Origin of the sequence: Streptomyces pseudovenezuelae (genome assembly GCF_029892565.1) — a bacterium.
Lineage (GTDB): Bacteria > Actinomycetota > Actinomycetes > Streptomycetales > Streptomycetaceae > Streptomyces > Streptomyces pseudovenezuelae_A.
In genome coordinates, this window is sequence record NZ_JARXVH010000007.1 from 214,937 (window position 1) to 229,972 (window position 15,036).

The 15,036-nt window shown below is 71.3% G+C and carries 10 protein-coding genes; 1 reads left to right on the top strand and 9 read right to left on the bottom strand.

Annotation, left to right across the window (positions count from 1 at the left end):
- Positions 1 to 37: 37 nt before the first annotated feature.
- The 5 genes from M2283_RS23850 to M2283_RS23870 all read right to left on the bottom strand — a co-directional run bounded on the left by M2283_RS23850 (position 38) and on the right by M2283_RS23870 (position 7,875).
- The gene (locus tag M2283_RS23850) at positions 38 to 1,171 is read right to left on the bottom strand and encodes a hypothetical protein (RefSeq protein WP_280878388.1); all 1,134 of its coding nucleotides are present in this window, start codon (positions 1,169 to 1,171) and stop codon (positions 38 to 40) included.
- 218 nt (positions 1,172 to 1,389) lie between these two features.
- Positions 1,390 to 3,168 carry a GMC family oxidoreductase gene (locus tag M2283_RS23855; RefSeq protein ID WP_280878389.1) on the bottom strand — a complete coding sequence of 593 codons (1,779 nt, stop codon included), beginning with the start codon at positions 3,166 to 3,168 and terminating at the stop codon, positions 1,390 to 1,392.
- 40 nt (positions 3,169 to 3,208) lie between these two features.
- Complete coding sequence (locus M2283_RS23860; protein ID WP_280878390.1) at positions 3,209 to 4,837, bottom strand: succinic semialdehyde dehydrogenase; 1,629 nt, start codon at positions 4,835 to 4,837, stop codon at positions 3,209 to 3,211.
- A gap of 136 nt (positions 4,838 to 4,973) precedes the next feature.
- Positions 4,974 to 6,875: a serine/threonine-protein kinase gene (locus M2283_RS23865; RefSeq protein WP_280878391.1), complete on the bottom strand. Its 1,902-nt coding sequence runs from the start codon at positions 6,873 to 6,875 to the stop codon at positions 4,974 to 4,976.
- Positions 6,876 to 6,933: 58 nt separating this feature from the next.
- On the bottom strand, positions 6,934 to 7,875 hold the full coding sequence (locus M2283_RS23870; RefSeq protein WP_280878392.1) for an MBL fold metallo-hydrolase: 942 nt from the start codon (positions 7,873 to 7,875) through the stop codon (positions 6,934 to 6,936).
- Positions 7,876 to 7,979: 104 nt separating this feature from the next.
- Between M2283_RS23870 and M2283_RS23875 the strand changes: the two genes are divergently transcribed.
- Positions 7,980 to 8,921, top strand: a complete 942-nt coding sequence (locus M2283_RS23875) for an AraC family transcriptional regulator (RefSeq protein WP_280878726.1) — start codon at positions 7,980 to 7,982, stop codon at positions 8,919 to 8,921.
- A gap of 24 nt (positions 8,922 to 8,945) precedes the next feature.
- Here M2283_RS23875 and M2283_RS23880 read toward each other — a convergent pair whose 3' ends face one another.
- The 4 genes from M2283_RS23880 to M2283_RS23895 form a co-directional block, all read right to left on the bottom strand.
- Entirely contained in the window at positions 8,946 to 10,583 is a 1,638-nt protein-coding gene (locus tag M2283_RS23880; protein WP_280878393.1) for a serine/threonine-protein kinase, read from the bottom strand.
- A gap of 91 nt (positions 10,584 to 10,674) precedes the next feature.
- The gene (locus tag M2283_RS23885; protein ID WP_280878394.1) at positions 10,675 to 12,354 is read right to left on the bottom strand and encodes a serine/threonine-protein kinase; all 1,680 of its coding nucleotides are present in this window, start codon (positions 12,352 to 12,354) and stop codon (positions 10,675 to 10,677) included.
- Between the two features lie 129 nt (positions 12,355 to 12,483).
- Positions 12,484 to 12,840 (bottom strand): SH3 domain-containing protein, encoded by a 357-nt coding sequence (locus tag M2283_RS23890; RefSeq protein WP_280878395.1) that lies wholly within the window; start codon positions 12,838 to 12,840, stop codon positions 12,484 to 12,486.
- Positions 12,841 to 12,930: 90 nt separating this feature from the next.
- Positions 12,931 to 14,814 (bottom strand): serine/threonine-protein kinase, encoded by a 1,884-nt coding sequence (locus M2283_RS23895; protein WP_280878396.1) that lies wholly within the window; start codon positions 14,812 to 14,814, stop codon positions 12,931 to 12,933.
- Positions 14,815 to 15,036: the final 222 nt, after the last annotated feature.

Below are 15,036 nucleotides of genomic sequence, written 5' to 3' on the forward strand. Positions count from 1 at the left end.
ACGTCCCGCGGGGCCCTTCGCACGTGTACGGAGTCCGTCAGGTGCGGCTCACCGTGCCGCAGTCCCCGCTCTCCTCGCCGATGTCCCGGCTGCGGTCGTACGGGTCGACCGACGGCCCGGTCGGAGTGGCACTCGCGGAGGGGGCCTGGGACGGGAACCGGGGGTGCAGATAGCCGTCGTTGACGTCGCAGGCGGAGTTACCGGCGTCCTCGTCGTACTTGACGACCATCAACCGGCCGGACGTGACCTTGTAGTGCGCGGGGTCGGGGAGTTCGGTGTCGATGACCCGGCGCACGATGGTGCGGGTGACCTCGGTCGAGCCGTCGGTGCGGACGACCGGGTAGACGAAGGTGAAGTCGGCGTGCACCGTGACCGCGTCGAACCTGCCCTTCTTGAAGGTGATCCGGCCGCGCGTCTTGATCACGTCACCGACCAGCCGCACCTCGTCCGGGTCGAAGCGGCTGAACATCGACAGCGGGTCGTGAGCCTCGCTCGGCGCGCGCAGGGCGGTGTTCAGGTCGTCGATCAGGCCCGGCTGCTTCGGGTCGAGCACCGAGAGCGCGGCCACGGGCCGGGCGCCGGCCACCACCTTCGGGTTCAGGTTCGCGTCGATCAGCAGCTTCCTGGTCTGCTGGAGGGCCAGTTCGACCTTGTCCTTGGAGACCGCGCCGACGACCGTGGCCTTCGGGAGCACGATGCCGGCCCCGCCGTCGGCCCAGTTCAGCGCCGGGGAACCGGCGAACGGCTCGTCGAGCGTGGGGGTCGCGGGGTCGGCCGCGCCGGGCGCCGCGGTGGGCGGCGCGGTCTCGGCGGCCAGCGGGGAGGCGGCCTCGTCCACGTCCGCCTGCCCGCCGAAGGGGTCGCCGGGAAGCAGCGACGGCTTCATCGCGACGACGGCCACGGCGATCGCGACGGGTACGCCGATGATCGCCCACATCTTGCGGCGGCGGCCCTTCTTCGCCGTACCGGTCGGGCCGGTGCGCCAGCCCTCGGACGGCGCCCCCTCGCGCTTCAGCCGCTCGCTGACCATGCGGGCCCGGGCGGAGGGCTCCTTGGGAGCGGAGCCGCGGATGTCCCGCTCACTGTCACGGATGAACTGCTCCCACACCTCGTCGGGTATGGAGGAGGACGGCTCGTCCCCCGCTGGATCCTCGGACCGTCTGTCAGACATCGGGCTCTCTCTTGGGTGGGTCGACTGGCCGAGGATAGCCATGCGCATGCCGATTACTCATCCCGGAAAGTTTCCGCGCATACGGAGGCAACCATTCCCGCACCTCGTCGGTCACACCACCAGAACCAAAGGCCACAGACGAAGTGAAGGACCTGCGCTCGGAGGGGGGTGCAGGTCCTTCACTTCGTCTGCTTCGGTTCCCGTTCGGGCTTGGGCTCCTACTTCTTCGGGGGCACCGTCGGCATCCCCAGGAACGGCAGTCGCAGCCCGCCGAACGCCTCCGTGGGGACGGCCGGGGCCTGCGGCTCGACCGGCTTCAGTCGCTCGTACGCCGCTCCCTGCGCCGGACGGGGATCCGCCTCGCCTTTGTTCGGCCAGAACGACATCGCGCGCTCGGCCTGCGCGGTGATCGTCAGCGAAGGGTTCACACCCAGGTTGGCCGAGACCGCGGAACCGTCGACGACGGAGACGCCGGGGTGGCCGTAGAGGCGGTGGTACGGGTCGATGACACCGCTCTCGCGCGAGGAACCGATCGGGCAGCCGCCGAGGAAGTGGGCGGTGAGCGGGGTGCCCATCAGCTCGCCGACGTTCGAGCCGGCGAAGCCGTTGATCTCGGCGGCGATCGCGGACGCACCCTCCGAAGCGGCCCTGATCTGCTTGGGGTTGGGGGCGCCGTGGCCCTGCCGGGCGGTGAGCAGGCCCTTGCCGACGCCGTCCGGTTTCAGGTACGTCGTCAGCGAGTTGTCCAGCGACTGCATCACCAGGCCGATGATGGTCCGCTCCGACCAGCGGCGGTTGGAGAGGGAGCGCAGCACGAGAAGGGGATGGCGGGTGGCGTTGCGCAGCCAGGCCAGCGCCCTCGACGAGCCCTCGGCGTACGGGACCTGGAGGATCGACAGGCCGCCCATCGAGTTGGAGCCCCGGCCGTAGCGGACCGGCTCGATGTGGGTGTTCTCGTCCGGGTGGACCGAGGACGTGATGGCGACTCCGCGCGTGAAGTCGACCTTCGCCTCGCCCGTCGCTTTGCGGTAGCGGCGGTTGTTGGTCTGGGCGCCGACCAGGGCCTCGGAGTTGGTGCGGGTCAGCTCGCCCAACTTCTCGGAGACGTACGGCAGTTGGCCGCCCGCCTTCATCCTGTGCAGCAGGGTCTGGGTGCCGTAGGTGCCGGCGGCGAGGACGACCTGGCGGGCCTTGAAGGTGCGGCCGCCGGATTTTCGGCGGTCGTCGGTGGGGAGCGTGGCGACCGCGTAGCCGCCCTGCGAGTCGTCGGTGACCGACACGACGGTCGTCATCGGGTGCACGACCGCGCCCGCTTTTTCGGCGAGGTAGAGGTAGTTCTCGTTGAGGGTGTTCTTCGCGCCGTGCCGGCAGCCGGTCATGCACTCGCCGCACTCGGTACAGGCCTTGCGGTCGGGCCCCGCACCGCCGAAGTAGGGGTCTGTGACCGGGTCGCCGGGGGCCGCCTTCGACTTCCCCTCGGCGTCCTTGCCGTCGCCGAAGAAGACGCCGACCGGGGCCATGTGGAAGGTGTCTCCTACGCCCATGCGGTCGGCGGCTGCCTTCAGATGGACGTCGGACGGGGTCATCGTCGGGTTGAGGCGTACGCCGAGCATGCGCTGTGCCTGGTCGTAGTACGGCTTCAACTCCTCCTGCCAGTCCGTGATGTCACGCCACTGGGGGTCGTCGAAGAACGGCTTCGGCGGGACGTAGAGGGTGTTGGCGTAGTTGAGGGAGCCGCCGCCGACGCCTGCGCCGGCGAGGACCATGACGTTGCCCAGGAGGTGGATGCGCTGGATTCCGTACATGTTGAGCTTGGGGGCCCAGAGGTAGTTCTTGAGGTCCCAGGAGTTCTTGGGGAGGGACTCTCTGGTGAAGCGGCGGCCTGCTTCCAATACGCCGACGCGGTAGCCCTTTTCGGTCAGGCGCAGGGCGGTCACTGAACCGCCGAAGCCGGAGCCGACGACTAGGACGTCGTAGTCATAGGGATCTTGCGACAACGTGTTCTCCTCATTGAGATTCGCTGCGGGCCGTCTTTGATCACCTGAGGCGGAGTGCCTTCATCACGCGGAGGCTGCGGCTCATGAACTGGGCGTACTGCTCGTCGTTCATTCCCAGGGACGGGGCCATCGGCAGGAGTCGCTGTTGGGCGATCGTCTGGGCCTCGGTGTACTTGAGGATGCCCTCGGAGCCGTGGCGGCGGCCGAGGCCGGAGTCCTTCATGCCGCCCATCGGGGACTGGACGCTGCCGTAGGCGGAGGCGTAGCCCTCGTTGACGTTGACCGTGCCGGTGCGCAGGCGGGCGGCGACGGTGCGGCCGCGGGCGGCGCTCTTCGTCCAGACCGAGGAATTGAGGCCGTACGGCGTGGAGTTGGCGGCCTCGACGGCCTCGTCGTCCGTCTTGAAGCGGTAGAGGGAGACGACCGGGCCGAAGGTCTCCTCGGCGCAGACGGCCATGGGGGCCTCGACACCGTCGAGGATGGTCGGCTCGAAGAAGTACGGGCCGATGTCCGGACGGGCGTGTCCACCGGCCACGAGCCTGGCGCCCTTGGCGACGGCCTCCTCGACGTGGCGGGTGACGGCCTCCAGTTGGCGTTCGCCGGCCAGCGAGCCCATGTCGGCGCCGTAGGAGAGGGACGTGCCCAGACGCATGGCCTTGGTGCGGGCGGCGAAGCGGTCGAGGAAGGCGTCGGCGATCGACTCGTGGACGTACAACCGCTCGATGGAGACGCACAGTTGGCCCGCGGAGGAGAAGCAGGCGCGGACCGCGCCCGCCGCCGCCTTCTCGACGTCCGCGTCCTCCAGGACCACCATGGCGTTCTTGCCGCCGAGTTCGAGGGAGACGCCGACCAGACGGGCCGCCGCGCCCTGCGCGACCTCGCGGCCGGTGCGGGTGGAGCCGGTGAAGGAGACGTAGTCGGCGTGCTTGACGATCTCGGGGCCGATGACCGGGCCGTCGCCGATGACGACCTGGAAGACGTCGGCGGGCAGGCCGGCCTCGATGAGGAGGTCGCGCGCCCAGAGGGCGGTCAGGCAGGTCTCGGTGTCGGGCTTCATGACGACCGCGTTGCCCGCGACGAAGGCGGGCAGGGCGTCGCCGACGGAGAGTTCGAGCGGGTAGTTCCAGGGGGCGATCTGGCCGACCACCCCGCGGGGGTGGCGCAGTTCGGTGACCTTGGTGAGGGTCGGGACGGCGCCGGTGTGCCGCTTCGGCTTGAGGTAGGCGGGGGCCTTTCGGCCGTAGTGGCGGGCCGCGACGGCGACGGCCTGGACCTCCTCGTGCGCGTGCAGCCGCGCCTTGCCGGTCTCCAGCTGGACGAGGTCCAGGACCTCGGCCTGGCGGGCCAGCACCAGGTCGTGGAAGCGGAGCAGGACGGCCGCGCGCTCCCGGACCGGCGTCTGCGCCCACAGCGCCTGCGCCACGCGGGCCGCCGCGAAGGCCTCCGCCACGTCCTCGGGTGTCGACTGAGGCAGGTCGGCCAGCTTCTCGCCGGTGAAGGGGCTGTGGTTGGCGGTGCGCCCGGAACCGGTCACGCCCTTGGTGAGCTGGGCGACCAGCTCGGGGGTGACCACGTCCGCGGCGGTGCGGGCGCCCTCGGGGGCGGGGGCGAGGGGGTTGGTGCCGGCAACGGTGGTGCCGGTCTTCTCCGGGGCCTGCGAGTCCGTCATGACGGGCAGCGTATGCCGGAGCGGAGGCTTTGGGTACCCGTCGGTAACGCGGCTTCACCGACCGCACACACACCGCCAGTGATCACTGGCAGCGAACCCACTGATCAGGCTGTTGTTCGAGGGCGGCCGGTCCTGTTCAGCCCTTCGCGATCACGAGACGGTCCTTGGCGCCCTCGAACACCGCGGTGCCCTTCTTCTCGCTGGGCGTGCCCTTGGGCATGTCCACCCGCAGCTCGTACATGCGGTCGTCTGCGGTCGCGATGATCAGCTGGATCACCCGGGTCGGGGACTCGTCCTTGTTGTAGGTGATGTCGGAGAGAACCGCGTCCAAGCCCTGATAGACGGTACGGGTCCCCCCGCCGCTCGCGTCGTGCGCGTAGCCGTTCCAGATGTTGTACACCTTCTGCGCGCGGTCCAGTACGGTGCCGGGCGCCGTGTCCCACAGGGTGAGGCGGACCTGGACGAGCCCGATGTCGTAGACGACGAGCCGGGGTTGGTCGGCGGCACTGCCCTCGCGGGCGGCCTCCTTGTACTCGGCGGGGAGGGAGAGAACGGCGTCCATGTCCTGCTCGCGGTGGGCGGTCCAGGAGGTGCCGGGGAGGGTGGGGCTGGCGGCGGGCGCGGGGGCGGCGCTCCCGGAGGCAGCGGGGGCCGAGCTGTGGGCGACGGAGGACTCGAGGTCGGATCCGTCGTCGGACGCCGTGAAGTGGGGCACGGTGAGCACGGCGCCGCCCAGGACGAGGACGCCGGCGGTGGCGAGGAGGGCGGGGCGGAGGAGGAGCCGGCGCTTGGGGTGGGGGCGTGCGTCCGGGGTCGGGACGGTCTGGGTCGCCGGTTCGGAGGAGGCGCCCGGGGTCGGCCGGGGATCGTGACCTGCCGGTCGGGATTCGGGGGCGGCCGACCGGGGATCGGAGGTTGCCGGTCGGGGATCGGAGGTCGGCCCGGCTGTCGGGGGTGCCTCGGAGTCCGAGGGCGGTCCGGAGTCCGAGGGCGACTCGGTGATCGCGTCCGGTACGTCCTCCTCGGGTGTCCGTCCATGTCCGGGCGCGGCCGTCTCGTCGGTCACCGCCGCCGGCCTCGACGGCGCTCGTGACGCCGGCCCCACCCCCAGCCGTACCGTCCCCGCGTCGTCCGTGAACTCCCGCAGCAGCGACGGGTCCTGAATGGCCGTCATCTCCCCGGCGGAGCCGACCGGCACCGGCCAGCCCTCGGCCACCGCCTCCAGGATCGCGCCCGCCTCCTCCGCGCCGGGCCGCTGTTCGGGGTCCTTCGCGAGCAGGCGGGTGATCAGCGCGCCGAGCGGGCCGGCCTGTTTCGGCTCGGGCGGGTCGGAGGCGATGACCGCGGCGAGGGTGGACTCCACCGTCGTACGCCGGAACGGGGACCAGCCCTCGACGGCCGCGAACAGCAGGACGCCCAGGGCCCACAGGTCGGAGGACGGACCCGCGCCGCGGCCCGACATCCGCTCGGGCGCGACGAACTCCAGCGAACCGATGAACTCCCCGCTCATGGTGAGGGATTCCTCGCCCTGGACATGGGCGATGCCGAAGTCGGTGAGGACGACGCGGCCGTGCGTGCCGAGGAGCACGTTGGCGGGCTTGACGTCCCGGTGGACGATGCCGACGGCGTGCGCGGCGTGCAGGGCGCCGAGGACGGCGCGGCCGATACGGGCGGCTTCGGGGGCCTCGACCGGGCCGCGCTGGAGGAGTTCGTGGAGGGACTCGCCGCGGATCAACTCCATGACGATCCAGGGGAGTCCGTCCTCCTCCACGACGACGTCATGGATGGAGACGGCGGCCGGATGCTCGACCCGGGCGGCGGCGCGTGCTTCGCGGTAGAGGCGGTGCGCGGCCCGTTGCCGGTGCTCGTCCTCCGGATCACCGGGCAGCCGGGGCTGCTTGACGGCGACGTCCCGGCCCACGAGTTCGTCGTACGCACGCCAGACAGTGCCCATCCCGCCGGAGCCGATGCGCTCGGTCAGCCGGTAGCGCCCACCCAGCAGCCGTCCCTCGCGCGTCCGTTCGCCGCCTGCACTCATGCCCCATCAGTACCCTGCGGGGCGCCCGGTTGTCGACGCGGGCCGGACGTGACGACCACTACGGCGTCCAGCGGGCGAACGTGAGCGCGCCGGCCCGTCGCCGCACCTCCGCCACGCCCGAGCCGCCGAGGTGCGCGGGGATCACCAACTCGCCCTGGTCAGCAGCCCGTTCCAGCACCCGTCGGCGACTCGTGGCCGCCCGCGCGAGGTCCAGATCGAAGCGGCTGTTGCACTCGGGGTGCGGGATCTGGACCGGGCTGTGCAGCAAGTCGCCCACGAGAACCGCCCGTTGGCCGCGCGAGGCGACGCGCAGGACCGCCGAGCCCGGGGTGTGGCCGGAAGCCGACTCCAGGGTGAGCTGGTCGTCGATGCAGTACTCGCCGTCCCACAGCACGGCCTGCCCGGACTTGTGCACGGGCGCGACGCTGTCCTCGTAGATCAGACGGTCGTCGGGGCGCAGGCCGCCGCCGTATCCGCCGTCGGGACCGAAGTGGTGGTCGTCGGCGGCGGGGAGAAGATAGGTCGCGTCGGGGAAGGTGGGCACCCAATTCCCTTCCTGGTCATGGGTGTTCCAGCCGACGTGATCCCCGTGGATGTGAGTGTTCACGACGAGGTCGACATCCTCGGGCCGCACGCCGGCCCGCGCCAGCAGTCCCGGAAGGTCGCCGCCCTGTCGCTGGTGGAACAGCGGATTGCCGGGGCGTTCCCGCCCGTTGCCCACCCCGGTGTCCACGACCACGGTCCGCCCGCCGCTGCGCAGCACCCACGTCTGGATCGCGACCACGGCCCGGTCGCTCTCGGGCTCCCAGTGGTCCGGAACGAGCACCTCCCGGTGGGCCTGCCACATCTCGGGGCTCGCGTCGGGCAGGAAATCCCGGGTCCCGGCGTAGGGCGCCTGCCACTCGACGACCCGGGTGAGCTCTACGTCTCCGATCAGGAAACCCTGTGCGTTGCTCTGTGCATTGCTCTGCACGTTGCTTTCTGCGTTGTCATCAGCCATGCCGTCGACGCTACGGGGAATGAATGAGCATCCCAATGCCTGAACTGCTCGTCCGAATACGCCAACGCCTCAAGAGCGATCCGCTGCCGCGTAACCTGGGGACCATGGACGTGGTGAGCGACGCGATCTCCGCCGTGCGTATCGGGCAGCCCTCCTCCAATCGGCTCCAGGTGGAGGGCAGTTGGAGCACGCGGCTCGCGCCGTACGGGGGTGCGGGGTTCCATGTCGTGCTCGCGGGCGGTTGCTGGCTGGTGCCGGACGGGGGCGGTGCGGCGGTGACGCTGGGCGCCGGGGATGTCGTACTGCTGCCGCACGGGACGGGGCATGTGCTGGCGGACGCTCCCGGGGATACGGCGCGGGCGGTGCCGTTCGAGGAGATGCGGCGGCCTGCCGGAGGTGGGGTCGGGAGTGAGGTCGGGGGCGGGCGTGGAGTGGAGCTGCTGTGCGGGAAGTACCGCCTGGACCGCAGCCGGGTGCATCCGCTGATGGCCGAGCTGCCGGAGGTCGTCCACCTGCCCAACCGGGTCGGCGCCCACCCCGAACTCCGCGCCGCCGTCGACCTGTTGGCCCGCGAACTCGACGAGCGCCGGCCGGGTTCCTGTCTGGCCCTGCCGAGCCTGCTCGACCTGCTGCTGATCTACATGGTCCGGGCGTGGATGTCGGACGCGGCGACGGGGGTGGAGGCGGGCGGGGCGACGGGTGTGTGGCCGGCGGTTCTGAGCGACCCGGTGACCACGGTCGCGCTGCGCGCCCTGCACTCCGACCCGGCGGCGCCCTGGACCAACGACCGCCTTGCCGCCGAGGCGGGCGTCTCCCGGGCGACGCTGGCCCGGCGGTTCACGGCGCTGGTGGGACGGCCGCCGATGGCGTACCTGACGTGGTGGCGACTGACCCGCACGGCGGCGCTGCTGCGGGACACCGACGTCCCGTTGGCGTCCGTCGCCCGCGAGACCGGGTACAGCACGCCGTACGCCCTCTCGCACGCGTTCAGCCGGGAGTTCGGGGTGACGCCGGGGAGGTATCGGGCGGGGGTGCGGGGCGGGTGAGGGTGCGAGGCGGGTGAGGGCGCGTCAGAGCTTGTCGACGTCCAGGTTCGTGATCGCGGCCTGCGCCACCTCGCGGCCGCGGTCGGTGAAGTCGCCCTTGCCCGGGTAGCTGACGGTGAGCCGGTACAGGTCGCCGGCCGAGGTCTTGTAGTAGAAGACCCGCACCTCGCGAGGGAGCGGGTCCTGGCTGTCGTCGGTCTGGTAGACCACCGTGTTCTCGCCGGCCTGCTTGCCCTTGTACGTCGTCGGCTTCGGGTCCGTCTTCGGGTTGGCGGGCATGTTGAGGTCGTACTCGCCGCTCTCCCTGAACTTGTCGTTGTCGGCGTACATTTGCGCGGCCGAGGAGCCCTTGATGTCGCCGGAGGTGTCCTCGGACTTCTTCTCCAGGCCCAGGGTGATCCGGATCGCGCCGCTCGGGTCGCTGTACCTGACCCAGTGGGTCTCGTCGCTCTTCCGGTCGGGCACCTCCGGGCGGTAGCTGGCCGGCGTGGCCAGTGTCGCGGCGACATCCCGCACGTGGTGCGTCTTCCACCCGTCCGGCAAGCCTCCCGACCCCCCGAACGGATCCGCGACCACCACGAACGCCGACGCCCCCGCCAACACCGCGGCCACGACGACCCCCGCGCCGAACGCCAGCCACGTCCTACGACCGCCCCCGCCACCCGGCGCAACGACCTGAACCGCCTGCGTGGGCACCGGCGTCGGCGGGTTCGCCGTCTCCTCCAGCAGCGCCCTGACCTGGGCCGCGTTCGGTCTGTGCGCCGGGTCCTTGTGGAGCAGGCCGGTGATCACGCTGGCCAGTGGCCCCGACGCCGAAGTCGGCGGTGCGGGCGTGCCGTTGAGGACCGACTGGAGCGTGGCCGGGGTGTTGCTGCGACGGAACGGCGAGACGCCCTCCGTGGCCGCGTAGAGGACGACACCGAGGGACCAGAGGTCGGAGGAGGGGCCGGGGCGCTGGCCCAACACCCGCTCGGGGGCGATGTATTCGGGCGAGCCGACGAAGCCGCCGGTGTCCGTCAGGTTCGTCTCGCCCTCGATCTGGGCGATGCCGAAGTCGGTGAGGACGACCCTGCCGTGCCGGCCCAGCAACACGTTGTCCGGTTTCACGTCGCGGTGCAGGATGCCCGCCGCGTGCGCGGCCTCCAGCGCGCCGAGCACCTCCAGGCCGACCCTGGCTGCTTCGCGCGCGTCCAGCGTGCCCTCCTGCAGGGCGTCGCCGAGCGAACGGCCGTGCACCAGCTCCATGACGATCCACGGCTGACCGTCCACTACGGCCACGTCATGGACGTTCACGACAGCCGGATGGTCGAGGCGTGCCGCGGCGCGGGCCTCGCGGCGCATCCGCTCGAAGGCGTTGGCGCGTTCGCGTTCGGGAAGCGTGTCCGGGACGCGGGGTTCCTTGACGGCGACCTCACGGTCCACCGTCTCGTCCTTGGCCCGCCACACCGTCCCCATGCCACCGTGCCCCAGCTTGGACAGAAGCCGGTAGCGACTGGCGATGAGGCGGCCGGTGCCGGGCTCCTGCGGCGGCACGGCCTGCTGGGGCGGCGCGACCTGGTCGGACGGCACGACCTGCGTATGCACGGCGACCGGATTCGGCGGTTGCAGAACAAAACTCGTCGTCTCGTCGGACTCGTGCCCGGATCCCCCGTTGCTGCTCATGCCACCATCCATATCGCGCCATGCGGCCCCGCATCCACACAGAACGCACAGCGGTCACAGACCCGTGACTCAGCTCGCCGCTTATTTCCCGTTATGAGCGGACGAACGTGTCCACCGCGACATCGAAGTACTCCTTCGCCTCCCGCACCTTCCCGACCGGCGCCGACACCCACACGTCGTACAGCCGGCCGCCCTCCTCCCAGCACAGGTCGTAGGTGTGCCGGGGACCTTCGGCCGTGCTGAAGCCGTTCCAGGTGAACTCCCAGAGGGCGGCGGGGAGTTCGTGGTGCGTGGTCTCGGTGACCCGGCCGTCGTGGTAACCGGGGTTGGTGTCCGGGCCCTTGGCCGCCGCGCGCCGCATCACCGCGAGCGGGCCGCCCGTCTGGGGATCGGTGACCTTGATGCCGAGGCGGAAGGTCTGCCCCGGCGACATGTAGAAGACGCGCTCGCCCTGGAGCGTGCGGGTGAAGCCCTCCGGGACGGCGAGCGAGAAGCCGGCGGGGTCGTCGGCGACGCGGTAGCCGGAGGGCGCGGAGGCGTGGGTTCCGCCGGTCGGCGCGGGGGAGGAAGGGCGGGACGCGCTCGGTGTCGCCGTACCGGCGGTCGGCGTACCGCTCACCGGCGTACTCGGCGCGGACGTAAGCGAAGTAGGCGAACCAGGAGCCGACGTCGCGCTCACCGACACCCCGGGCCCCGAACTCTTCGGCACCCCGCCTCCGCCCCCTCCCCCGTCCCCGTTCATGAGCAGCGCCGCCGCCGACACCCCCGCCCCAGCCATCGCGGCGACGAGCAGCCCGGCCACCAGCACGCCCCGGGTGGAGCGCCGGGTCTCGACCGTCGGAGAGGGCGGTGTGGGCGTCGTCGTCGGGGCGGGCGTCGGTCCGGGCACATCCTGCCGGGTAGGCGTGTAGTCGGGCGGGAGTTGGGGCGTACGGCCGGTTTCCAGATAGACCCGGAGCATCCGCTCGGCCCGCGCCGCGTCCAGCCGCCGGTCCGGGTCCCGCTCCAACAGGCCCCGTACGACGGGCAGTAGGGGCGCTGCCTGGGCAGGTGGGCGGATCTCGTCGAAGACGACGGCGTGCAGGATGCCGCCCAACGAGTCGCGCCGGAACGGGGATTCACCGCTGAGGATCGTGCACAGCAGCCCGCCCAGCGACCACAGGTCGGACTCCGGGCCGGTCCGCGCCCCCGACATCCGCTCCGGCGCCGTGTACTCGGGCGAGCCGACGAAGGCCCCGGTCTCGGTGAGCGTCGTGGCGCCCGCGACCTGCGCGATACCGAAGTCGGTGAGGACGACCCGGTCTCCCTCGGACCCCAACAGGACGTTGGCGGGCTTGATGTCGCGGTGCAGGACGCCGGCCGCGTGCGCCGTGGCCAGCGCGCTCAGCAGGGCGATGCCGATCCGCGCGGCCTCGGGGGCGTCGACCGGGCCGCGCCTGGAGATCCGGTCGGCGAGGGAGCCGCCGTCGATCAACTCCATGACGAGATAGGGGCGTTCGTCCTGCTCGACGACGTCGTGGACGACGATGATGTGCGGGTGCCGGAGTTGGGCCACGGCACGGGCCTCACGCAGGGTGCGGTCGCGCTGGCGCCGGGTCTCCTCCACGGAGAGCGTCTCGTCGAGGTCGAGCGGTATCTCCTTGACCGCCACCTGCCTGCCGAGCAGTTCGTCGGTCGCCCGCCAGACCACGCCCATGCCGCCGCGGCCGAGCCTCGACTCCAGCCGGTAACGGCCCGCGATGACGCGGACGCCTGCCCCCTCGGTCCCCATGCGCCCCATCCTGCCGCAGATGGCGTCGGTGCCCTCGAAATCCGGTCGCCGTCCGAGGCTTCTCCTCAGGTCGACAGAACGGCCCCGGGAGAGAACTCGTGTTCCCCCCCGGGGCCGGTCACCGCGTCGTCAGCAGTGCTTCAAGCTGCCGTGGTCCGAGAGGAGATCGCCGCGAACCCAGCCGTACTTGCCGGTGCTGTCGTCCCTCAGGTAGGTCCAGAAGTACGCCTCATCCAGATACAGGTAGCAGTGGTAGTCCAGCTTGTGGCCGCTGCTCGCCTTGCCGACGATGGAGCAGGAGGTGCTGGGGCCCGAACGGATGTTGCCCCCGCTTCCCGTGGCCTTCCAAGCACTGCCGTCCTTGTCCGAGTAGCCTTCCCCGCACCTGTCGGTCGCCGCCGCGTTGGCAGGCGTGACCAGCAACGCGGGTATCGCCGCGGTGGCCGCGACGATCGACAGCAGCCGAACAATGGTCTTCTTCTTCAACCTTGACTCCCCGTAGTAACCGCTCAGATGGCCGATGGCATGCTCACATCACGCCTGCCCGGAAGGGTAACAGGGGACCAACTGCCGTTCCTACTGCGGCTGTTGCCAGCTCTGCAGAACCCACTTGAACTGCTTGCTCGTCGTCGCCCAGTCCTTCTCCGGCGATGACATGTAGATCGCGTACTCGACGCCGTCCCGCGAGAAATACGTCTCCTCGACGGCGTGGCGCGGCCCGGCGACGTAGGGCGGGTCCTTGGCCAGCGCCGTCCAGGTGTACTCCCACAGCGAGCCCTTGCGGTCGCGGTAGGTGTTCTCCTCCATGGTCACCCGCTGGTAGTCGACCAGATCCTGGAGCTGCTGCTCCAGGTCCTCCTGGTGCGCCTTGGCGTCGGCGAAGTCCGATGACTTGTCGATGGCGATGCGGACGAAGTGCTTGCCGCCGTCGGGCGAGTAGTCGACCTGCCGCAGATCGCCGTCGACCCCGAGGACCGACCGCGTCCACCCCTTGGGCAGATGAAGGCTGAAGCCCCACGGATCGTCGTACCGTTGCCACCCGGCCGGCACCGCCCCGTTGGCGTTCTCCGTGGACGTCGACGACGCCGACGGCTGCGGGCTCGACGACACCGAGCCGGACCCGTCGCTCTGCCGCCCCTCGTCCCACTTCTGCAGCGCCACGACCGTCCCCCCGCCGACGAGCGCCGCGAGGGCGACGGCGAGCACGAAGGTCCGCAGCCGACGGCGCTTGGGCGCGGGGCCGTGGCCGGTGGGCGCTCCCGGTCCCGTCCCGTTCGGCCCGACCGCCGTCGGACCGGTCACCGGCGGGTACGGGGTGGCCGAGCCGGAGGGATGGGCACTGCCCGACGCGGATGGGTACCCGGCCGCCGAGTCCGCCGGATACCCCGTACCCGGAGTACCCGAACCGGGCGGATACGAGCCACCGGAGCCGGAGGGATAGGAACCGCCCGAGCCTGTCGCGTAGGGCGGCATCGCGGAACCGGCCTGCGCGCCCGTCCCGCCGGGACCCGCCTGCGAGCCGGTTCCGCCCTGCCCCGTCTGTGAACCGGTCCTCGATCCCGCCTGCGAGCCGGCCGTACCGGCCTCCGGGTCGTGGCGGACGCCCCCGTGCTGCGTCGGCACGTACACCTGCGCCCCGTGCGGCCTGCGCCCCTCCGCCGCCTCGGCGAGCAGCTGCTCGGCCTCGGCGGTGTCCGGGCGCAGGGCCGGGTCCTTGTGCAGCAGGGCGGTGATGACGGGGGCGAGCGGGCCGGCGTGGCGCAGCTCGGCGGCCTCTTCCTCGACGACCGCCTGCATCGTGGACAGCGGCGAGGTGCGGCGGAACGGCGACCTGCCCTCCACCGCCGTGTACAGCGTGGCGCCCAGCGCCCACAGGTCGGAGGCGGGGCCCGGGTCGTGGCCACGGACGCGCTCGGGGGCGAGGTAGTCGACCGAGCCGACGACCTCTCCGGTGCGCGTGATCGTCGAATCGCCCTCGATCTGGGCGATGCCGAAGTCGGTGAGGAGCACCCGCCCGTCGTGCCCGATGAGCACGTTGCCGGGCTTCACGTCGCGGTGCAGAACGCCGGCGGTGTGCGCGGCGCGCAGCGCCCGCAGCACCCACAGGCCGATACGGGCGGCCTCGGCGGACTCGATCCGCCCGCGCTCCTTGACCGCGTCGGCCAGCGAGTAGCCCTCGACGAGCTCCATCACGATCCACGGCCGGCCGTCGTGTTCCAGCACGTCGTGCACGGTGACGACCGCGGAGTTGTTGATCCGCGCGGCGGCGCGCGCCTCGGCCCGGGTCCGCGCGAGCAACCGCTCCTGGTCGCCCTCGGACACATAGAGCGCGGCGGTCAACTCCTTGATCGCGACGGCCCGGTGCAGCACCTCGTCATGCGCGCGCCACACACGGCCCATGCCACCGCTGCCGATCGACTCGGCGAGCCGGTAACGTCCGGCGACAAGCTGGCCCTGCATCTGATTCACGTTGCCCCGCAATGGTCTTGACAGGCTCAGACTAAGGACCGGTCCGCATCCAGGGAACCAGGGGGGTCCCAAGGAAACCGCACTGTGACGGTTGTCGCTTCTTGCCCGGACAGTGAACCGATCGAGCCCTTCACGGACTGTCCATAAGTGGAGGTCAGGCTTTGAGGTGGCCGGGAGGTCGGGCCACCACCCGGATCGGAGGTCAGGCCGTCA

Excerpts from the sequence above, each read along its gene's own strand:
- M2283_RS23850 (WP_280878388.1), bottom strand. The coding sequence starts at position 1,171 with ATGTCTGACAGACGGTCCGAGGATCCAGCGGGGGACGAGCCGTCCTCC.
- M2283_RS23860 (WP_280878390.1), bottom strand. The coding sequence starts at position 4,837 with ATGACGGACTCGCAGGCCCCGGAGAAGACCGGCACCACCGTTGCCGGC.
- M2283_RS23865 (WP_280878391.1), bottom strand. The coding sequence starts at position 6,875 with ATGAGTGCAGGCGGCGAACGGACGCGCGAGGGACGGCTGCTGGGTGGG.
- M2283_RS23870 (WP_280878392.1), bottom strand. The coding sequence starts at position 7,875 with ATGGCTGATGACAACGCAGAAAGCAACGTGCAGAGCAATGCACAGAGC.
- M2283_RS23875 (WP_280878726.1), top strand. The coding sequence starts at position 7,980 with ATGGACGTGGTGAGCGACGCGATCTCCGCCGTGCGTATCGGGCAGCCC.
- M2283_RS23880 (WP_280878393.1), bottom strand. The coding sequence starts at position 10,583 with ATGAGCAGCAACGGGGGATCCGGGCACGAGTCCGACGAGACGACGAGT.
- M2283_RS23885 (WP_280878394.1), bottom strand. The coding sequence starts at position 12,354 with ATGGGGACCGAGGGGGCAGGCGTCCGCGTCATCGCGGGCCGTTACCGG.
- M2283_RS23895 (WP_280878396.1), bottom strand. The coding sequence starts at position 14,814 with ATGCAGGGCCAGCTTGTCGCCGGACGTTACCGGCTCGCCGAGTCGATC.